The following is a 22,630-nucleotide window of genomic DNA, read 5'->3' as shown; positions in this document are numbered from 1 at the left end:
CCCACGGATATCTCACTCACTGTTAAAGATGAATAATGAATTACAGCGCGCTTTTCGCTTTAGACGCGTCGATAAAGCTGTGCTCAGTCGGATTAACCAGCATGCTCAGGTTATAAATAAATGGCATACCTTTGGTTTTTGCCGCGACGGTTTGCGTATTCGTTTGAATAGCGAAACCGCTGATATCAGACCATGCGTATTCATTTTCCAGCAGTGCCAGCGCAATGAAGCACTGCAGCGCCGGAGAGAAGACCGCTTTCACTACGTTACCTACAGCCTGACCGTCAACCAGCACGCTGTCGCCTGAAGCAATGCCCGCGCATTCCCCTTCGACGATCATGCCGATAACCTTGCGCGCGCCTTCACCGTGAGACAGTTCTTCAACGGCGTCTTTACCCACAAAGCCTTCTTTGTCGTACTGCACGGCCCACTGCAGCTGCAGCTCTACCGGGTTAAGGTTGTAGCCAGCCCACAGCGCGTCATCCCAGCCTGGGTTTTCGATACGCACAATTTTCTGGTAGTCCAGCCCGCCGGTCTGCAGCTGGTATTTGCTACCGTGCTCCAGCAGCTGCTGCCACTGATCCAGCAGCTGTTCCTGCTGGCCCACAACCATGTAGGCGAACTCGCCGTGTTTGCCGCAGCGGAATACCATCAGTTCGTTATCGGTATTCATGTACTCGTAGTAAGGCAGGCCGATGACGTCGAAACCGTGGATTTCGGACATCAGCTCCCAGGAGTAAGGCCCTTCAACCATGATTGCGCCCCAGCTCTGCTCGCGCATGTCGGCAATTTCCGGGGTTTCCTGAATATCCAGCTCGTCGGCTTTTTCCAGAAGGGCATTCAGACCCGCGATCAGCTCCGATGACGGGATGTTTTCAGACAGGATGTAATAGCCGTCGGATGAGCAGAGCACGTACACGTCGCCGCGGACGGTACCGTCTTCATTCAGCACCAGAGAGTAGATCCCCTGCTCGTCACGAATAATAGAGACATCGGCAGAGACCAGGTTATTCACCAGGGCCCAGGCGTCATCACCCATCACGCTGACGATGGACATGTGTGAATAGTCCACCAGCAGGGCATTTTCACGTACGGCTTTGTATTCCACCATCGGGTCATGATAGGCAGAAGGAACGTTGGCATTGTTGTAAATGCCCATTTTCGCATTGTTTTTCAAATGGAAATCATAAAGAGACTTCATAACGGGATCCTGTTATTCGCAAAGATAAATTAAGCTTTTTTCTTCTGGATGATAAACGTCGCCAGATTATTGATACTTCTCATATAAGAAGGATCGTCGCTTTCGTTAACTTTAATATCGAAAACTTTATCCAGCATGACCACGATTTCCGTTGCATCGACGGAATCCAGCTTTAAGCCATTGCCAAACAGGGCTGTATCATCATCAATTTGAGATTCATCGCGCTGAATATTTAAACGCTGAATAATCTCGGTTTTAATTGTCATCAGCACATCCTTGCGCTGGTCAATTTCATTTTTCATTGTTGTCATGGTATTAACTCTCTCAGGGGTTTACTTACTTTCGCGGTAATTAATAATGGTGCCGTGGCTGATTAATCGCTTCCCGACGTTCGCCGTCACGGAATAGTGCTTAAAGCCATGAGCATCAGAAAATGCCAGCTTGCTGGTGACTTCAATCGAGTCGCCAGGGTAGGCAATGTCTTTAAATTTCAAATTCTGGGCAGCCAGTACCCCGCGCACCTGCGCGCGGCGGGTGCGGATGATCTCCCGCATCTCATCACGCGTGATGAGCGCATGGATATCGCGTAACGATTTGAGTTCACCGCCGTACGTCTCGCTGTAGATATCGCAGATATCGGTGAGGAACGAGAGGTACTCACTGGCCTGACCAAAGATTTCAGAAATAATCACCCCGGGCATGATCGGATCGTCCGGGAAGTGCCCGAGCAGATAAGGCTCGTTATAGGTGATGTGCTTCGTCACCTTCACAAAGCCATTTTCGCCGTATTTGAAGTCATCAATTCTGTCGACCATCAGCAGCGGCTGACGCCAGCCGCCCATTTCCAGAAAGATCTTCGAGGGGATAACGTATTTAGACATAACTCACCGCATCACCAGGCCGCCATCGATAACGATGGTTTGACCCACAATGTAACTGGATGCCGTCGAGCCCAAATAGACGACGGTATTGGCCACCTCGTCACATTTGCCCAGACGACGCAGCGGAATAGAGGCGGTCACGCCGCGCACCACCGTGCGGGAGACTTTCTTCACCATTTTGGATTCAATCATCCCCGGCGCGATGGCGTTGACGCGCACGCCGTACGGTGCCAGCTCGGCAGCCAGCGTACGGGTGAAGCCCAGAATCGCCCCTTTAGACGCGCTGTAGTTCGCCTGCCCCACGCTTGGGATAATGGCCGCAATGGACGCGACGTTGATGATGGCCGGGTTTTCTGAAGAACGCAGCAGCATTAACGCCTCTTTGGTCAGGCGGAAAATACTGAACAGGTTGGTGTCCACCACCTGGCTGAAATCATCAAAGCTCATTGAGGCAAAGAGGCTGTCTTTCACAATACCGGCATTGTTCACCAGCACATCCAGCTTGCCGACGGCTTCCGTCAGGTGAGAACAGAGTGCAGAAACGCTCTGCGGATCGGCGAGATCGCACTGAATAATAGACAGCTTGCTGCCCGCCGGATGCGTCTCTTTCAGCTCCGTTAACTGCGTAGCATTTGATTTATACAGCGCGTAAACATCGCAGCCCTGATCGAGAAACTTCGCGCAGATCGCCAGACCAATATCTCCGCTCGCTCCGGTGACCAGAACCGTCTTTTCCTTAAGATCGTTATATTGATACATAATATTCACAAATAGTTAGGTTAATAAAGTATGACAACGGCAGTCGCATAATTCTGACAATGCGAAATACTGAGCGAGGCATTCTCGAGCTGCTTTTCGACAAGCATCTCTTTTACTCGCCCGGAAAAAATAAAATGGGGGCACCCCAATTCGTCATGGCCAATTTCGATATCCTTAAAGGTGATCCCGTCGCGATATCCACAGCCGAGCGCTTTGACGACCGCCTCTTTTGCCGCCCAAAATCCCGAGGCTCGTTCATAATTCGGGTCTTCGCGGTTAATTTTTATATTTTCCTGTTGGGTAAAGACGCGATGTAAAAAATCGGTTTGCCAGTTTTTTATCGCCCGCTCTATTCGCGAAACTTCCACGATGTCCGTGCCGATACGCATTTTTCGTACTTCCCTGTTCAGAGCTGATAAGAAACATTCAGATTAAAATTAAATTTATTCACGTCCATGCTGCCCGGGTATTTTACCGGCATGGAGATTGACGAATCGTACGCCAGGCTTTTGACGTTACCTTGAATACCTATTGTGCTGCCGATGATAATCTCTTCGCCGTAGAGGCTGTCCCGTCTTATATGGCCTGCGTCGACACCCAAATAGTAGTTAGCGTCTATGCCCCGCACCGGACGATAAACGGTATTTTGCAGGTAGTATCCGCTGTTCCCGGTGAGGCCCACGCTGTTTTCAAACCCGCGCACGCTCCACCGGTCGCCCATTGTCATTTGGTCCTGCAGCGTCAGCTCGCGCGGCGCGTATTGCGCCAAAAAAAAAGCGTTATACACATTGCCGCCGAGCTGGCGGGTATAGTTGCTTTCAACATTAATAAGCTGGCTAACAGGGCTGACGTTGCCATAGATCATATCGGGCGTATGTTCCGCCCCGAACCAGCTCAGGAATCGCTGCCAGGAGAGCGACGAATCCCAGTGAGCATTCACTAACTGCTGCTTATAGTTAACGCCAACCTTGACGTTATCCATATCGCGCTTCTGCAAGACCAGCTCTTCCCCCTCCACCGTATAGCCAGATTTCCGGCGTATCAGCTCGGCGCTGCCGCTCACCTTGTGGGTTTTGTCCCGGTAGAGCATGCGTGATGCTTTGAGGTTTGCGTAATCACTTTTCCCCGCATAGTCCACGGTGGTGTAGAAAAGCGGTAGGGTCTGACGCGACTTGCTGGTGCTGTAGAACAGAGAATAGTTCCAGTAGCCTACCGGCAGCGCGTAGTAACCACTCACACTTTCATAGCGGCCATTGGTGCTTTTTGTTCCCGCGAGATAAAACAGGTCGCTGAAGCGGGCAGTGTTGTACAGGTAACCCACTGCAGAGGTCAGATACTGCCCCGTTTCTTTCACACCCCAGTTGTTATAGCTCGCCCGCACGCTCCAGTTTTTTTCACGGTTCGTGTTGATGTGAATCGTGCTATATCCCTGCTTTGTGCACGGTTCGATGTTGATTTTGACGTCAACACCCGGCTCCTGCTGGAGGTTTTCCAGCCCCTGCTCAATATCGCGAATATTCAGGATGTCTTCTTTCGCAAAAGGCAGCATCAGCGGATTAATGTCGTTACTGTCGACAATAATCTTTTCAATTTTCCCTGCACTCACGTCAAGCTTCAGCGTGCCGGACGCAATGTTTTGCGTTGGGATCGTAATACGGGTGGTGATGTAACCCGCATCGATATAAAAATCTTGCAGCGCCGCGGCAATTTTCACCACGCCAATACTGCCTACACAGCGGCCGAGGATCTCTTTTTTGATTGCCCTGTCGGTCTTACGCTGAAGAAAATCATTTTCAAGAACCAGAGACCTAATCGTGAAGCAGTTCTCTTCTTGCGGTAAATCATTCAGCCTGAATACTTTACGTTCGGTACTGGAATAAACGTCCTGCCGGTATACCTTTTGTTCTTTGAAAGTATTCAAATCGGCATTTTGCTGCTGTTTAATCAGGTTATTAATACCCTCTTCCGCGAAGGCATGAAAACTTAACAGCAACAATAAGGGTAAAAATTTAAATCGCGATTTCATTAACTTTCTCAGAAAAAAAGGCAGCAGGGTCTCGTTCTGACTTTGCGCTATCAGGCGATAGCTGCTGCCTTGTGTTACACCTTACAAATTACATACCTACAACGTCGCCGGTATTGGTCACTTTATTTGCATTAAGTTCCATACCAGACAGGCCGCCAAATACGGCGTTGCTACCGCTGTTAGTCAAGTTGTTGACGGTGACACCGGCAACACCATAACTCACCATATTCAGGTAGTTATAAATATTGCCCGCTGTTTTCACCAGCAGGGTATAATCACTCACGATATTACCGCGGTTATTAATGTCGGTACCGGCATTAATCGCGATATTCTGCGCAAGGATATTGCTGTTGGCGTTATTGGTCACATGACGCTGAGTATCAATTTTCGCGCTGGTCACACCCACGATGTCTTTAAAGTTCTCAACACCGTTCAGGGCATTAATTGCCAGTGCGTTACCTGAAGAGATGGCATTGCGGTTAGTCAGTGCACCTTTCAGGATATTGAAGTTCAGATCGCCTTTACCGCTGATCCAGCCGTAGTTGGTCACGCTGTTATCAACAGTCAGATTAACGTTCTTGTCTGATGCGATAACGCCGGTGGCCGTGTTGTTCTCCATGCTGCCATCGCTGTAGTTGCTCAGCGAACCTGCGGTCACGTCCAGGTTGCCCGCGCTGTAGGTGGTAGCATAGTTGTTATAGAACGTACCCGCTGCTTTGATAACAGCATCTGCACCGCTTACCAGCATCGCACGGGTGTTATCCAGCGTCCCTTTGGACAGCACGCTCAGCGCACCTTCATCCGCGATGATGCTGCTGTTGTTGTTGTAGACGTTCTGACCGGAAAGCGACACGCCTTCACGACCAATCATGCCGCCAACATCGCCCGTCACGCCGAAGGTTTCGCCATGATTACGAACAAAGTTGTTACCGTCACGGTTTTCAATATTCCCTGCCGCGTTAACGGAGAGCTTATTGTCCGCCACGATCATTGCGGTGTTGTTGTACACAGTGCCTTTTGCATCGACGGTAACGTTCTTACCTGCGATCAGACCATTGTTGTTATCAACGGTGTTGGCCGCCAGCTTGATGTTACCCGCCTGCGAAAGAACTGAACCACGGTTGCTGTCGAAATTACCTGTCAGCGCCAGATCGATATTGCCGTTTGCTGCAACCCGACCGTAATCGTTATTCAGTCGGTTCGCTTTCAGGGCAATGTCGCTACCGGACAGGATCTGACCGTAGTAGTTATCAACCGTTCCACCTGCAGTGATAGTCACGTCGCCAGCCTCAGAGCTGATTTCACCGCGGCTGTTATTCACGTTCCCGGCGGCAGTCAGCGTTAAATCACCGACCGCTTTGATTTTGCGCGAGTTGTTATCAATGGTATTGGCACTTAAGGTCGCGTCACCATAGCTGATCATATTCAGATCGTTATAGATATTGCCTTTCGCGCTCATTGCCAGGCTGCTGTCAGCAACGATGTTCCCGCGGTTATTGATGTCATAACCCGCTGTGATCGTAACCTTATCGCCAACCATGTTGCTGTTGGAGCTGTTGGTCACGCCACGCTGGGAATTCACCACCAGATTCTCGCCAGCGGCGATATCTTTCAGGTTTTCGATACCGGTCAGCGCGGATACCGTCAGTGATTTCTCAGCAGAAACGGTATTACGGTTGGTGAAAGAGCCGTTCAGAATGTTGACGATGGCATCGCCCAGGCTGCTGATCCAACCATAGTTGGTCAGGCTGCCCTTCAGATTCATGGTCAGGTTCTTATCCGCCGCAATCACGCCCGTTGCATTGTTGTCTTCGAGCGCGCCGTCGCTGTAGTTGCTCAGGCTGTTGGCATCAATAGCCATGTTGCCCGCACTGTAGAGGGTGGAGTAGTTATTGTTCAGCGAACCGCCAACCTTGATGTTTGCATCCCCTCCGCTCACCAGCAGTGCGCGGGAGTTATCCACGTTGCCTTTTGCCAGCAGGGTCAGTGGGCCATCTTCAGCAACAATACGGCTCTGGTTGTTGTAGATGTAATTCCCGGAGAGCGAAACGCCTTCTTTACCGACCATACCGCCGTTCTGCTGCGGCATACCGAAGTAGGTGCCGAATGCTGAACCGAAATCGGTACCGTAGCGGTTTTCGATGTTATCGCCCGCAGTGACGCTTAATACTTTGCTTGCAACGATGAACGCCGTGTTGTTGTTCACGCCTGCGTTGGCATTAATGGAGACGTTTTGTCCCATAATGAAGCCGCCGCGGTTGTTCAGGGCATTGGATGCCAGAGCAACATCGCCCTCTTCAGAGCTGTAAACGCCGATGTAGTTCGTGATGTTGCCACCCACCGCAACGCTAACGCCGGTTTTACCCGCCACGCCGCCGTTGTCGTTACGCATAGAGGCCGCTTTGGCGATCACTTTGCTGGTGGAGTTCAGCTTGCCGGAGTAGTTATCAATAGCGCCGGCGCTTTCCAGGGAGATATCGCCATTCGACGCCATCTGCCCACCGTTGTTATTGATGCTGTTCGCCGCAATCTGTACGCCCTTCTCGGCGATAATGCCTAAAGAGTCATCGCTGGCGGTATCGGCCGTTTTGGTCGAGCCGTTGTTGACCGCACCTTTGGCTGCGATTTTCGTGAAACCGCCTGCGGAACGGATCATACCTCTGTTGTTGTCGACGTTGCCGCCGCTGACAACGTTCACATCACCCAGGGAGTCAACCAAACCGCTGTTGTTGTTCACCGCGGCAGACTCAAGGCCAACGTATCCGCCCTTAATCTGACCGTTGCTGTTGTTCAGCGTACCGGTTTTTAACGCCACGATACCGGCTTCAATCCCAACCGCATTGCCTTTACCGTAGTTGGTTAAGGTATTGCCGTTGGTGTCGGCCGCCAGCATACCCGCCGCCGCCATTTTGCCGTTGGTGTTGTCGACAGCGCCGCTGTTGACATAGAGGTCAGCCATCGTCGAGATGTTGCCCGAACGGCTGTTGTTGAGACTGTTTTTGTTGGTGTCCAGCGCGATGGTGCCGACGGAGGTAATATCCCCGGTGGTGTTGCTCAGTGCGCCATTGGTTTTGATATTGATCTGACCAGAGGACTCAATGCGTGCATTGTTGTTCAGCAGCTGGCCGTTGGCGTCAATATTGACCCCATTGAGACCACCCGCAATAACGCCCTGGTTACGGACGCCGACACCGCTTTCGGTGCTGACGAGGTTAATCTTATTGGCGTACATACCGCCCAGCGCAGCAACGTCAATGCTATTGGCATTACGCGTACCGGCAGCGGTTACCGACCCGGTCACCTGGCCTGCTGCGTTAACGTAGTTATTGCCCGCCACAACGTTCAGCTCGTTAGCGGTGACTTTATCCGTCACAACGACATTACGAGACAGAATTTCAGTTGGGCTGGAGTTATTCAGTTTACCCAGGGTAATGGTGCCACCGTTGACGGAGTAACCCGCCAGCTGGTCATTCTGAATATCCGGCGTACCGGTCGTCAGGGTCAATTTACTGGTGTTAATTGAACCACCACCGTTAACGGTAATACCGTTCGGGTTGGCGATAATTAAATCTGCCTTATCACCTGCGACTTCCATCATGCCGTTAATAGCAGAGGCATTTTTCGAGGTCACTTCGTTCAGAATAACTTTCGCTGAGCCGGAGGTCAGGTTGCTGTTACCCTGAATCTGGCCTGCCAGAACGGTATTCGATCCTGCAGCACTGTTATTGAAGATCAGACCGTTCTTGTCCACGTTTAACTTGTCATACACATTATGCGAAAGCCCCTTATCGTTGGCTTTGTTAATGTTAATGACAGGCACGTTTCCAGCAGAAGCAACGATACCGTTCTTCATGCTGATCTCTGCTGTGTGCGCAACAAATGGCAGAGCGAGCAGAACCGAAGCGGCAACAGGGTGCCACTTAAGCTCTAATTGAAAGACATTATTCTTTTTACTTTTCATTATTACCTACTCTTTATTACGGAATCATTACATTCTTTTAGAAATATAACTTCGCCACTCTAAATAATTACTTCACATCCTATGATGATTGACCTCCTGTGGTTTCCTTCCATTTCATTAATTAGAATTTAAGAGCATAGAATTGAGGCTAATTCTGTCATTTTTGATCTGAATTGGCATTCAGACTGCACCACATATATGGAACTTTTGATTAGGAACAAGTCATCCAATATTCGGAATTTTATACATCCCGGATAGTGTTGACCTGTTCCGTTACTAGATTTTATTCCTGATAGGAATAGTCGCCGTAGGTGTAAGGTTCAGCGGCGCGCTTCTCTACGCCGTTAAATATGGTGCCCTGGATGGCGATGCCATTTTGATCGAAGCGGCGCAGCCCTGCCTCCACCTCTTTCAGGGAGTTCTGCTCAAAGCGCACCACCATCAGGGATGTTGATGCATATCGGCCAACAATGGACGCATCCGTCACGCTCAGGATCGGCGGGGTATCAATGATAATCACGTCATATTGCGTTGAGCACGACGTGAGCAGCGTCTTGAATTTCTCAGACATAAAAAGCTCAGCAGGATTATTGGTCATTCGTCCGCGACCAATAAAATCCACTTCCGGGTATTCCGTGTGCTGAATAACAGTCGAAATATTAACGTCCTGAGATAAATAATCCGCAAGCCCTGCCCCATTTTCTGCCGCAGAGAAAACACGGTGCAAATACCCTCGTCGTAAATCGCAGTCGATCAACAAGACCCGCGTACCCGCCTGCGCCATCAGTACGGCGAGGTTAGAACTCACGAAAGATTTACCGACCCCGGGCGACGTCCCGGAGATCATTAATATTTTGTTGTCCGATTTCAGCATCGCAAAATGGAGGCTGGTACGCAGCCCCCTTAACGCTTCGACCGCCAGCGACGTTGGCGTCGATTTCGCCAGCAGCTCGTCAGACTGGTAAGTCGGAATGGCGCGGCACCGCCTGCGCTTCGTTAACTCAGGCGCCAGGGGAACAACGGCGAGGACAGGAATGCCACGTTTCTCCAGCTCAGCAGGTTGCCGGATCCCTTTTATCAGCATGTTGCGAACGAGGATGACCCCGGAGGAAAAGAGGAACCCCATTAAGGCTGATAAGAGAACAATCAATATTTTTTTCGGTTTCACCGGTTTCTGCTGCGTGACCGCATGGTCAATAATACGCACATTCCCCAGGGTACTGGCCTTACTGATATTAAGCTCGTGCTGTTTATTCAGCAAAATCATATAAATATCGTTACCCATCTGGACGTCGCGGGTCATGCTTAAAATTTCTTGCTGGGTGCTGGGCATCGCGCTAATACGCTGGTTCAGCTTTTCTTTTTCCGCAACCAGAATGGCTTTTTTCTCAGACAACGCTTTATAGGCCGGGTGCGTACGCTTATACAGCTTGGAAATTTCCGCCTCTTTAAAGGTCAGTTCATTAAGCTGCGTATCAATAGAGACGACGTTATCCAGAATGAATTTAGCTTCTAATGACAGGTCAACGGACTCATTATTCTTTCTGAATTCATTCAGTTTACTCTCGGCGTTAACCAGATTGCTTTTGATCTGCAACAGCTGCTTATTTAAAAACGCCAGGCTTTTGCTTGCCTCTGCCGATTTGCGCTCAACGTCCTGCGCCAAATAGTTCTGAGCAATACTGTCCAGGATCTGGCTGATCGTCACCGGGTCGGGGCCGATCATGCTCAGGTGCAGCATGCCATTCCCCCCCGACTTGGTATCAATGGAGACGCGCTCTTTGAGCTCTTCAATGACCGAATGCTCATTGCGCTTCGTCACAATGAAGGCGGTGTTTTCTGTGAGTTTGGCTTTCTCGATCAGAAGCTCAATACCGCTGGCCTGAACAGGTACACCCACTTTACCTTTCACGACGGCATCCCCCACGTGCAGGGCGAAGTCTCCAGAAACCGCGATGTCCAGATTCAGCGGAGTATTCATCCATTTATCCGGTACGGACAAATAGGCAATATCGAGCGTCGCCGGTTCATGACCCAACAGACGCTGCAGAGTGGCATTCGCAACAGGATAGGTTTTTTCTCTTGCGACAATATCCAGCTTCAAATCCCGTACCGTTTTACCCATCACTAAACGTGATTTGAGTAACGACACCTCGGATTCAGAACTGACTCCGGAGCCTTCCGGGAGCATGGTAGACAGCTTGTTTAAAATACTTAAGGAGGAATTCTTCTCAACCTGAATTAACGCATCGCTCTTGTAAATCGGCGTCGAGATGTTAGCAATAATAATCCCCATAATGATAAACAGAATGGTCGTCGCCGCTATCCAGACTTTGCTGTAAAACAGCACTTTAAGGATTTGAACAATATCAATGTCCTCCTCCCGCTGAACAGGATCGGGAGGGGGATTGCTAACGTGTTTGTTATACATACTCTAATCAGCCTTGATTATTTAACCTGCTGGAAAACCTTGACCCATTCTTCGGCAGCGGAAAAAAGTTGTTTGAAAATGATGTCGGATATTTCTGCTCCCCGGCGATAAGGATCTGAAATTTCCAGTTGCTGGAGCCAATATCCGAATAAAAAGGTCTTACCCCGGGCTTCCATCGCCAGTTGTGTAACCGCTTCAATATGATGCTTATCCATGGTCAGGATCAGATCGTATTCGCGGCACATAGCAGGCGTAAGCTGTCGGGCAAGATGGCCCTCTAAAGAAAAACCCTGTTTGCTGGCAGACTGCCGCATGACGGGATCCGCCGGTTCCCCTGTTAACGCGGAAATACCGGCAGAGTCCACCCTCATGCCGGGTAAGCGCGAACGCAAAATCCGTTCCCCCGCCGGGGAACGACAGATATTGCCGGTGCAGACGACCAGGATGGAGGTATATCGCCCATACACGATCAGTTACCCCAGTTTCTGACAAAGCGCGTGGTTTCCGTCAGGCTGTAGATACCATTAATGGTTGGCATTAACTGGTTAATCACCCTGTTCCAGCGTGCAACCGGCGCCGTCGTGACATAGACAATATCGTATGGCTTAAGCTTAAATTCCGTGCCTAATACCAGCGCAGTGGCATCACGCGCGTCGAGCTGATAAATAGCCGCTTGTTTCCCCGCTTCTGCATCAGGTTTTGCCTCAGAGCGAATAACAAATATGCCGCTGGCATCGCTTGTCATTTGATTGATCCCTTCCGCATTCCCCAGCGCTTCTGTCAGCGTCATGCCGGAACGATCCATTTTCATGGTGGTTTGCTTGACGACATCCCCCATCACAAAGACTTTTAAATCGTCATTGCGCGGGATATAGAGAATATCGCCAGGGTAGAGCAGTTTATTTTGCTGCAAATCCCCGTATTGCATGAGCGCCTGCAGGGAGACCTTCGACTTCTTACCGCCCTGGGTTAATACCACATTGCCCCAGTCTGCATTCTCGGTCAGCCCGCCCGCCTGGTTTACCGCATCAATAATGGTCAGCGGCACGTTGGTGATAGGCTGTTGGCCGGATTGATTCACCTCGCCGGAGACCGTCACTTTTTGCGAGCGGAATGCGGCGATCCCCACATCGACCTGCGGGGATTCAATATATTTAGCCAGATGCTCGGTGATCATCTCCCTCACTTCGGTGACCGTTTTGTCCTTCACGGCAATTTTGCCGATGTAAGGATAAAAAATGGTCCCGTCTGAATGCACCCAGTTGCCGGTGTCGCTGGCGCTGCGATACTGGCCTGACGGCGTGGTGAGCTCCGGGTGTTCCCACACCGTCACCATAATGATATCGCCCACGCCAATACGGTACTCATACGCGTCCAGACGCTTGTTCAGCTCGGCATTACCCTGCGCAACCATCACGTTTTCCCGTAACCGCTCGATCAGGGCTGGCGTAACGGGATACACATTGATATCGACGTCGTTGAGCGTTTTATCATCCTGTGCCTGAACAATGTTTTTCCCGGACGTATCAATATGGCTGCCCGGTGCAATCTGGCAGCCTGCAAGCAAAATAATAGAGGTTAAAATAAACAGAACTGAAATTTTCTTCATGCTTTTCTCAATGTCACCTCTGAACAATGACATTCCCTTTTTAATTTTCCATTACACAAAACGTCGCTAACGAGGAGTAATACACGTGAATCGTAACTGTTGAAATTATAACGCTCCCCGTTTTATCTGTCCTGCATACGTGGAATATTCCTGGTTGAAAACCTCGCATTCTTACATTAATGTCTAAAAGCAAAACCGTGCGACTCAGGTAAACAATTCCCATTTAGTGAGGGAGTCTTCTCAATCAAGCGTTTATTTATATCGTGTAGAATATAAATATATTCATACCGTAATACCTGTCTGTCGGTATGCAAAGATTACGAAGATGGACTTTTTTCCATTTTATAGCCTAAATAATTCGAGTTGCATGAAGGCGGCGACGCAGCGAATCCCCAGGAGCGTACATAAGTACGTGACTGGGGTGAGCGAGGACAGCCAACGCACAGGCAACTTGAAGTATGACGGGTATAGTTCACTAAAGGAATACCCATGGATACCTCCAGAGTTATTTTATCCCGATGTAACTTCAGTAACATCGGCCTGAGTCACTTGCTATCCGGTACATTCAGTAAAGAGAAAATTATCTCGTTTGATGACCAAAGAAACTTGTTTGCCTGGGCGAAGGAGATCAGGAGAGGGTCTTTTTATACGTTGTACCTGGTTTTACCTGATTCCATATACAGCAATATTGTTTATTTCCACTGGTTGATTTCCCTACGTAGAAAAACAAATAACGCAGCCATTTCAGAAATCATTATTGCTTATCACTCGGACATTTTTCCGGAGCTGTTTTCCTGCATTTGCTCCCATTACAAGCATCGCCTTGTGAATATCAACAATCTCACGAACGATGAGATCATAAAAAAAATGCATACGCAGCGCCACCCAAGCAAAAACAAGATTATCAAGAAATACATCGAACTGACGCATATGGAGTTCTCTGTGTTAAAGCTGATGATTGCGGGTTATTCCATTGATGATATCAGTATCGTGCACAACATTAAGCCCAAAACCACCTATACGTACACCAACAACATAATGAAACAGCTGGGCTTTAACTCTTTAAAGAAAATATATTCCTGCGGCGAGATCATTAAAGCGTCAATTGAGCATGAGATAATCAGAGAAAAGAAAAAGCAGTACACCAATGCGAAGATCAACACCCACGAACCACAGTTTGCATGACACCTCGTTTTTCAGAACCTTTCTCTTTGATATACCACTAAAAAAAATACGGATAGCATCTCTGCGATCCGTATTTTAGTCATACACGCGGCTTAGTGGCTTTTCACTAAAATTTCCACACGACGGCTGTTAACGTTACAGCCTGCCGCCTGCTGGCTGGCATTTGTACCGCAGCCTTCAGCGCTCTGCGCCACGCCCTGACCAACGGTGTTGTTGATCATCTCTGGCTTGATTCCTTTCTCGATCAGCAACGAACGAACGGTATTCGCACGTGCTTCAGACAGACGCTGGTTGGCCTCACGGCTACCAATCGCATCGGTATAGCCCACGATCTGGATCTCACGAACGTTATTCGCCTGACGGATAAACTTCACCACGTCATCCAGCTTCTTACGAGATTCGGCAAAAATTCCCGCTGAGTTGCTCGCCGCAAAGCGGAACAGCACCTGTTCCTGAATGAGCACTACGCCGGTGTTATTCACGTAATCACAGGGTTTGACCTGAGATGCACGGTTAATAATTTTGGTCTGCTTGTGCATATTTTTCAGAAGCGTTTCCGCACGCGAACGTTCCTCCAGCGCCGCTGTATTGCCCGCAGTGCCCGGATTAACCTGAATAAAATAGGTCTGTGCGCTTTCGGTGCTCAACTGCTGCTGAGGGTTTTGCTTGCCCTGATACGTCGGGTGATCGTTAAAGAATGACTCCACCGTGTGCGCGCCCGGTGCCGCACACAGGACGGTAAACTGTCCTGGTAACAACACGGACTGCAGCTCGCGGTCAACATAGACCGCTGCAGGAACTGTGCCCTGTGGGTAATAGACGACAACCTGTGCCAGCTCAGGCGTCACGCCCGCCACCGGACGATAAGGTTGCGGTGCCGTATTTTTTGGCGTCGGTTTGATCACTACCGGTAAATCAATGGCCTTTTCCACTTTTTCAGCTGAATAAGCGGGGTTGGCCATAAATGCACTTAATGCAGCAGCGACACAGAACGCCAGGTTTATTTTTTTAAAATTCCGAGGGGTTATTTTCATTTTCAAATTCCTGATTCACCCAGTGATTGATCGTATTACTTCAGATATGCGCAGAAAGCCCGCCATCCGAAGATGGCGGGTTTTACTGGGTTACATCATTATTTGGTTATTCTGCAGCAGCGTAACCAGATCGGTTTGAACGTCAGCCAGTGTGACAACCTGCGTAAAGCCATGTTGTCCGCCCTGACCGTCACGGTCGATACTGATCACGGTATCGCTTCCGACAACCTCCACCTTGACGTAATCAAGCACGCCGCGAGAGGAGTAATCCAGCTCCAGTTTTCCATCGTCCTCGAAGAAGGAGACAGAGCCCTTGTAGTCAAGCAGCTCGCTCATATCGAGCAGATCTGCATCACTGTCTTTCACCAGATTACCCACCTTGAAGCCGTGGATCGTGTCGTGGCCGTTGCCGCCGGTACCGTCGTTGGTCATTCCTGCCAGCACCTTGTACATCAGCGTGTCGTTACCGCCGTTGACCAGGTAGAAGGCATCATTGCCACCACGACCTTCGAACAGGTTGTTCGCGGAGTTATCCGTGAAGGTATCCTGCTGGTTTGACCCGACCAGTCCCTCAATGCTGAGGAGCTTATCGGTGCCGTTACCGGTTGCAGTACCTGTCCACAGGTTGGCGTTAACCGCACTGGTAGAACGGCTGTAGTCAACCACATCCATACCCGCAGTTTCACTCCAGACTGGCTTGCCGCTCACAATCTGGTTCCAGCCGCCGCCACCGTTGTAGGTGTCGTTACCCGCCGAACCGAAGAAGGTGTCGTTATAGCCCGTACCCACGATCCCGCTGTTGCCAGTGGTGTTGTTCGCGGCGCTGCCGCTTTCCGCCGTCAGCACGTAGGAGTCGTGGGCTTTACCTGTTGTCAGGCCACCCCAGTTCTCATTCACCGTACCGTTGGTGTAACCGCCAATGCTGCCCGTTGCGCCAACGTGATCCGCTTTACCGTCGGTAATACGCAGCATCTGCACGGAGTAAACTTCGTTCGGATCCAGTCCGAAGAAGCTCACCAGACCCATGCTGTTGCTGGAGCCGGAGGACTGCGGGTTAATCAGCTGGGTAGCGACAAGCTCGCCCGCCGAGTTATAGAGCTTCACGGTGTTGCTGTAGAAGGTATTGATGCCGTTACCGTCAACAATACGGATCTGCAGGCTGGTGCCGTCCGCCGCGATATTGGTGTTTTTCACCAGCATCGTGCGTCCCGCATCGTCTCTTGCCACCACATCAGCGTCCGCACCCGAACGGTACAGCACCAGGTCCATCGAACCGTCCCAGTCGTAGTCAAGCGCCACGGCACCGGTCATGTTGTTGAACGTCGTGCTACCCGTCAGGCTAACCTTATTGGTCCCCCAGTTGTTGCTGCCGGTATTGGTATACAGCATCGGCGAGCCTGTCACGCCAGAGCGCGGCACTTCGATGATGTCCATCTTACCGTCGTGGTTCCAGTCCACTGCCAGCGACGTACCGCCATCAACGTTATCGCCAAACCACTGCGCCTGACCGTCGGTTGCATTGAGCTTGCCGGTACCATCGTTGAGATAGATACGGCTCTCGTCGCTGTTAGAACTGCCCTTCGAACCACGGCTCAGGAACAGATCCAACCAACCGTCGTTGTTGTAATCCGCATAGGTCATGGAGATAGACAAGTTACCGTAGTCTTCATGGCCATCGTCACGGAACACGTTCGCGTAGTAGCCGACTTCACCGAAGTTGGTCTTCGACGTTCCGGTAGTCTGGTTATACAAGATCCCCAGACCGCGTGAGTTGTTACCAACGAAGCTGCCTGCGCCGTTGTAGTCGATATGTGCCGTAATATCTACGGTACCGTTATTATCGATATCCACAGCGCCCACTTCGTGCAGCACGCTCAACGCCGTTGGCAATGCCCCGCCTGGGTGTCCGTCAGAGAAGCCGGCGTTGTCCTCGTAACTCAGCGTACCCTGCTCATTCTTGATGAACGAGATGGAGTCCGCTTCCGAGTCGCCCAGCACAAAGTCCAGATAACCATCACCTTCACGGTCATAGGAAATCACGCCACCGAGGTGGTTCAGAGTGCCTTGATCCAGTGCCTTCGCAGAGTAACTACCATCGGCGTTCTGCAGCCAGTAGGCGGTACGACCCGCGTTACTATAGCTACTGATCTGAGACATTACGTCGGCATAACCATCGCGGTTGATGTCCGCAAAGGCTGCGGAGTTCACATAACGGCTGTACGACGTGCTATCTACGTTGTAACCCGCACCGTTGTCGGTGGACGGCTGTGCAAGGTACGTCGAATCGTAGTCTTCACGCGTGACGGAGTCGTACACTCGTCCGGCGTTAGCCGTTGTGCTTCCTGACGTGCCGCGGGCACTCTGGAAGAACGACCACAAACCGTCCTGGCTGATGGTGACCGCAGCGGCGTTCAGGCCACGGCTGTCCGCATCGGTTGTGCCACCCCAGGTCTGTTCAATCAGCGTACTACCACCACCTTCGGTGACGCCCGTGCTGGTGCTTGCGCTCATGCTTGAGCGGTTGCCCGCCTCGTCCCAGACCACAAAGGCCAGGTTATGCGCGCCCGCAGGCAGGGTCGTGTTCAGGCTCCAGGAGCCGTCCGCGTTCGCTTTCGCGAAGCCGATGATCTGATCCAGGCCTTCCTGATAGGTGCCGTTGCTGTTGACGTCGCTCACCAGAGAGACAATTGCCCCCGCTTCAACGCGACCATACTGACCGCTGGAGAAGGTGAACGAATCTCCCGTGCTGGTGTGCTGAGGCACATCCGGCGCCATCGTGATGGCATCAGGCGAATCCAGATCGATGACCACGTTGTAGCTATCCGCAAACTTCGTGTTCGTACCCGGGTTGCCCGCAACGTCAATCACCTGCAGCTTGAAGCTGTGGGTGGTGCTTGCCGTCGCTTCCGGCAGTTCATAGCTCCAGCTCTGGCCGTTAAGTGCCAGCGTTTTCCAGGTCTTTCCGTTATCCAGAGAGATCTGCAGATGTTCGCCAGCCTGCAGCGCCGCGCTCAGGTTACCGCTAAGGGTGACGGTACGGTCACGGGTGACCATGTCGCCGTTAGTCGCCGTTGCGGCATGGCTGAAGTGATCCCCGGTCGTCAGACCATGACTGGTATCGGTAGTCACTTTGGTTGTCGTTGACAGACCGTTCATGTCACTGCCGCCCGATGCCACCTGCAGCGCCTGAGAATCGGTGCTGCCGACGTTACCGGCGTTATCCACCACGCGAGCCTGAATGGTGTACGCGCCATCGTTCAGCGGCGTGCTCTGCATATCCACAGTCCAGGATGTGCCGGTTACCGTTGAAGCACGCGTCCAGGTCACACCGTTGTCGAGGCTAATCTCAACCCACTCGTCCGCCTGCAGGGCTTTGTTCAGCTCACCGTTAATCAACAGCGTGTTATCGCTGGTGATGAAGTCAGCGTCTGAAGCACCACGGTCTTCCGAGATCGAGCTGATGTTGATAACCGCGTCAGACACGGTGGTATCGACAACAATCGTCCAGGTGTTGCTTGGCGTACTGACGTTGCCTGCTGCATCCGTGGAGGTTGCAACCAGATTCCAGGTGCCTTCAGCCAGCTTGTTCGCGTCGCTGATTTGCAGCGTCCACTGACCCGTTGTGCTATCGGCCACGGCGGTACCCAGCAGAATGCGGGTTGTCGCATCCACCTGATGGTACACATTCACCGTGCTGCCCTTCTCTGCCGTACCGGTAATTTCCGGCGTGGTGTCGTTGGTCGGCTTGCCGTGAGCAACGGAACCCTGAACCGGATCCACATCGTCCAGCACGTTGGTAATAACCGGTGCGACAGGCGCAACCGTGTCCACAACCAGATCGAAGTCGATCGGCGTGAGCGGGTTATTCGACGGATCGGTCCCGGTGATGCGCAGGGTATGCGCGCCATCGCTCAGGCTACTCATCGGCGTGAATTCCCAGTTACCATTGGCATCCGCTTTCACGGTACCCAGCTGAACGCCACCGACATCGGTGATGATAATGGTGCTGCCTGCCGTCGCCTTACCGACCAGCTGTACCTGGCTATCGTTCGTGACTTCACCATCGCGAAGCACGCGAGAACCACCCGCTTCCTGGACATCATCCACCACCTGCAGCAGCTGCAGATAGCTTGCGCCCGTGGAGACGTTAACGGTGATATCGTCAACGATCGCACTGCTGTTACCCGCCGGATCCGTTACCTGAGTCGCGAACTGGTGTTCGCCATCAACCAGCGGCGTGGACGGGGTGAACTGCCAGCTACCGTCAGGGTTGGTGACGGTGACTGAACCGATCGCCTGGCCATTATCATAGATAGTGACCGTGCTGCCCTGCTCCGCTTTACCGGTGAAGGTCGGTTTGTTGTCGTCCGTGGTCATGCCCTCGGTCAACTGACCTTTCCAGGCACCCTGATCGTCAGACACCTGCAGACCGGAAACCGGATTCGGTGCTGTTGAATCAATGGTTACCGTGAACGAACCGCTGCGATCGCTCTCCTGACCCGCGCTGTTGGTATTGGTCACCGTAAAGGTGTAGCTACCGTCAGCCAGTGCCGGAGATGGCGTGAAGCTCCAGGTGCCATCGCTGTTCAGCGTTGTTTTACCTACAACCTGACTGCCGTTGTAGATGGTGATCGTATCGCCCGCAGCACCGTCCGCAGTCCCGTTCAGGGTCGGCGTATCGTCTTTGGTCAACGCATTGTTGGCCAGGTTGATAACGGTTGTGCCGGTATCGTCCAGAACGTTAACGATCGCTGGTGCATCCGGGGTATCGGACATAATGACGTCATAGCTGTCAGCCGGTTTCGCCACGTTGCCAACCCGATCGGTTTCCGTCACGGTCAGTTTGTTGATGGAGTCACCGTACAGAGACTCAGATGGCGTCAGTTCCCATTTGCCGTTCTGATCAACCGTGGTGGTACCCAGTACCTTCGTGTTGCCGTCTTTATCGGTGGTGTAGACCGTAATGACGTTGCCCACTTCAGCACCAGAGCCGCGGATCACCGGACGTGAATCGTCCAGAACGCCGCCATCCGCAACAATCCCCTGAACGTTCCCCACGTTATCCGTGACGGAATCAATGGTCACTTTGCTCGCATCCGGCGCGGTGTAGTCGGTGGTCAGCACGAAGTCCGCAGACTTGTCGCTGACGTTTCCGGCTTTATCCGTCGCCGTCACATAGAAGGTGTTTTTCCCTTCTGGCAACTTACTGCCCGGCTTGAAGTTCCATGCGCCGCTGCTGTTCGCGGTGACTGAACCCAACAGCGTGCCATCAACGGAGTAGATGTTGACGGTGCTGTTCGCTTCGGCCGTACCGTGCAGGATTGGCTGTGGATCGTCAGTCACGTCGTTGCTGTTCAGGTCGTCCTTAACGGTACCCACCTGATCTTCCGCGTAATCAATGCTCGGACGATTCGGTGCTTTACTGTCAATTTCGAAGCTGAAGGTGCTGGAGGTATCCTCTTTACCGGTCAGATCTTTAGCGGTCGCCGTAATGTTATGTACGCCATCGCCCAGATCGCTGGTTGGAGTGAATGTCCAGTTACCGCTGGCATCTGCCGTCACGGTGCCCAGCACCACGCTGCCATCTTTGATGGTCACGATGCTGCCTGCTTTCGCCTTACCGATAATGTCCGGACGGGCATCGTCAGTCACGTCATTGGCCTTCAGTTCGCCAGTTACGGTGCCTTTATCGTCCATCACACGAACGATAGTGACCGGTACGCTGGAGGTATCAAGCGTGACGGTGACGCCAGCATTTTCTGCACCCAGGTTGCCCGCTGAATCTTCAGCGCGCGCGGTGAAGGTGTATTCCCCATCCGCCAGTGAACCGGTGGTGTAGGTCCAGTTACCGTTAGCGTCTGCCACCGCGGTGCCGTTTTCCTGACCGTTCACGTAGACGTGAACAACGCTGCCAGGCTCTGCTTTACCGCTGATGGTCGGCGTCGCATCGTCAGTGGTGTCGCCATTCGACAATACGCCAGTCTTCGGACCTTCGTTATCGCTAACGATGAAGCCAGTGACTTCACCCGGCGCGCTGGTATCCACCGTGACCGGGAATCCGCCGGTTTGCGGGCTCACCTGTCCGATGTCGTTAATGGCTTCCGCCACAAACGTATGAACACCGTCCGCCAGTTTCGGCGTGTTGAAGCTCCATTTGCCCTGGGCATCAGCCTGCGTTTCACCCAGTAAGGTGGTGCCGTTCGGGCCGCCGTAAATGCGAACCGTCACGTTGGCTTCCGCAGTACCGGTCAGAAGCAGGGTGTTGTCGTTGGTTGTCGCATCCTTCTGCAATGGACCGGTATGCGGCGCGACGTCATCTTCGACACTGCTCAGGGTCGGTGGCAGCGGCTGACCGCCTGCATCGATCTGAATAATGTATTCCGGTGAAGCCGCCGTGGTGTTACCCACGCTGTCGGTCTCTTTAACCGTCAGGTTATAGGTGCCGTCAGGCAGCGCCTTGGTGACCTGCAGTTCCCAGGTGCCGTCTGCCTGCACTTTGGCGGTGCCAATCACCTTGTCGCCGTTGTACACGGTGATGGTGTTGCCCGCTTCCGCGCCGGTGCCTTTGATCAGCGGCGTGTTATCGTCAGTCTTACCGCCTGACGTCACGGAGCCGGTCACAGAACCAAAGTCATCCACCACGTCAGTGATGCTCACTTTGCTTGCATCTGGTGCGGTGTAGTCCAGGTTCAGCACGAAATCGTCGGACGCTGCGCTGGTATTACCCGCCTTGTCCGTCGCCGTCACGTGGAAGCGGTGCTCGCCTTCCGGCAGTTTCGCCGTCGGTGAGAAGCTCCAGGTGCCGTCGGCCTTCGCCGTCACTTCGCCCAGCAGGCCGTTCTGATCGTAGATCTTCACGGTGCTGCCCGCTTCCGCCTTGCCGCTCAGGGTTGGCGTCGGGTCGTCGGTGCTGCTGCCGTCAGACAGGGTGCCCTGTACGGTGCCCACGTCGTCCAGCGCCGCGTCGATGGTCGGTTTCACCGGCGCATCGGTATCGATGGTCACGGTCCAGCTGCTGCTGCTTGACTCGTTGCCCATCGGATCCTTCGCCGTGGCGGTGAAGCTGTGCTCGCCGCGACCCAGATCCACGCTCGGCGTGAAGCTCCAGGTGCCGTCCGCGCCCGCGGTGGTGGTGCCCAGCACGTTGCTGCCGTCCATGATGGTTACGGTGCTGCCCGCCTTCGCCGTGCCGCTGATTTGCGGACGGGTATCGTCGGTAACCGCGTTCTGGGACAGGCTGCCGGTCACGCTGCCGACGTCATCGGTCACGCCGGTGATTTCCACCTTGCCCGGGACCACGTCAACGGTGATGACCACGTGCGACCCTTCCGGTCCGGTGTTGCCTGACGGATCGGTCACGGTGGTGGTCAGGTCATGCTCGCCGTTGGAGAGCGCCTGATCCGGGGTGAAGCTCCAGCTACCGTCCGGGTTCACCTTCGTGGAGCCGATAACCTGGCCGTTGTCGATGATGTTCACCGTGCTGCCCGGCTCGGCCTTGCCGCTCAGGGTCGGGGTGTTGTCATCGGTGGTGTCGCCGCTCACG

13 protein-coding genes are annotated in these 22,630 nt (G+C 52.5%); 1 reads left to right on the top strand and 12 read right to left on the bottom strand.

From position 1 onward, the window contains the following. Nucleotides 1–40: 40 nt before the first annotated feature. The 10 genes from AC2T6E_RS17830 to AC2T6E_RS17785 form a co-directional block, all read right to left on the bottom strand. Complete coding sequence (locus AC2T6E_RS17830; RefSeq protein ID WP_108415637.1) at nucleotides 41–1,201, bottom strand: aminomethyl transferase family protein; 1,161 nt, start codon at nucleotides 1,199–1,201, stop codon at nucleotides 41–43. A 29-nt stretch (nucleotides 1,202–1,230) separates the two neighbouring features. Continuing rightward, complete coding sequence (locus AC2T6E_RS17825) at nucleotides 1,231–1,512, bottom strand: acyl carrier protein (RefSeq protein ID WP_029484982.1); 282 nt, start codon at nucleotides 1,510–1,512, stop codon at nucleotides 1,231–1,233. A 21-nt stretch (nucleotides 1,513–1,533) separates the two neighbouring features. Continuing rightward, entirely contained in the window at nucleotides 1,534–2,082 is a 549-nt protein-coding gene (locus tag AC2T6E_RS17820) for a 3-hydroxyacyl-ACP dehydratase FabZ family protein (RefSeq protein WP_010427841.1), read from the bottom strand. 3 nt (nucleotides 2,083–2,085) lie between these two features. Next, entirely contained in the window at nucleotides 2,086–2,841 is a 756-nt protein-coding gene (locus AC2T6E_RS17815) for an SDR family oxidoreductase (RefSeq protein ID WP_407065720.1), read from the bottom strand. A 20-nt stretch (nucleotides 2,842–2,861) separates the two neighbouring features. Continuing rightward, nucleotides 2,862–3,230: a holo-ACP synthase gene (gene acpS, locus AC2T6E_RS17810; protein WP_010427837.1), complete on the bottom strand. Its 369-nt coding sequence runs from the start codon at nucleotides 3,228–3,230 to the stop codon at nucleotides 2,862–2,864. 17 nt (nucleotides 3,231–3,247) lie between these two features. Continuing rightward, entirely contained in the window at nucleotides 3,248–4,867 is a 1,620-nt protein-coding gene (locus tag AC2T6E_RS17805; RefSeq protein WP_486692701.1) for a ShlB/FhaC/HecB family hemolysin secretion/activation protein, read from the bottom strand. Nucleotides 4,868–4,955: 88 nt separating this feature from the next. Next, nucleotides 4,956–8,828, bottom strand: coding sequence for a two-partner secretion domain-containing protein (locus AC2T6E_RS17800; protein WP_486692699.1), 3,873 nt, complete (start codon nucleotides 8,826–8,828; stop codon nucleotides 4,956–4,958). A 283-nt stretch (nucleotides 8,829–9,111) separates the two neighbouring features. Further along, entirely contained in the window at nucleotides 9,112–11,259 is a 2,148-nt protein-coding gene (locus AC2T6E_RS17795; protein ID WP_486692697.1) for a polysaccharide biosynthesis tyrosine autokinase, read from the bottom strand. A 17-nt stretch (nucleotides 11,260–11,276) separates the two neighbouring features. Beyond that, on the bottom strand, nucleotides 11,277–11,726 hold the full coding sequence (locus AC2T6E_RS17790) for an arsenate reductase/protein-tyrosine-phosphatase family protein (protein ID WP_089598152.1): 450 nt from the start codon (nucleotides 11,724–11,726) through the stop codon (nucleotides 11,277–11,279). Between the two features lie 2 nt (nucleotides 11,727–11,728). Next, nucleotides 11,729–12,868, bottom strand: coding sequence for a polysaccharide export protein (locus AC2T6E_RS17785; RefSeq protein WP_100167202.1), 1,140 nt, complete (start codon nucleotides 12,866–12,868; stop codon nucleotides 11,729–11,731). A gap of 489 nt (nucleotides 12,869–13,357) precedes the next feature. On the opposite strand from AC2T6E_RS17785, the gene AC2T6E_RS17780 reads away from it, so the two are divergent. Continuing rightward, a complete protein-coding gene (locus AC2T6E_RS17780; RefSeq protein WP_199906577.1) occupies nucleotides 13,358–14,053 on the top strand; it encodes a LuxR C-terminal-related transcriptional regulator in 696 nt (231 codons plus the stop codon). Nucleotides 14,054–14,145: 92 nt separating this feature from the next. On the opposite strand, the gene AC2T6E_RS17775 is transcribed toward AC2T6E_RS17780, so the two are convergent. Beyond that, the gene (locus AC2T6E_RS17775; protein ID WP_284734040.1) at nucleotides 14,146–15,015 is read right to left on the bottom strand and encodes an OmpA family protein; all 870 of its coding nucleotides are present in this window, start codon (nucleotides 15,013–15,015) and stop codon (nucleotides 14,146–14,148) included. Between the two features lie 162 nt (nucleotides 15,016–15,177). After that, the coding region (locus tag AC2T6E_RS17770; RefSeq protein ID WP_486692693.1) for an Ig-like domain-containing protein at nucleotides 15,178–22,630 on the bottom strand (7,453 nt) is incomplete at its 5' end.

The sequence above is a fragment of the Enterobacter sp. B79-1 genome (assembly GCF_057444735.1).
Note: the sequence above shows the minus strand (reverse complement) of the source record. Positions and strands in the feature narration are given on the sequence as shown.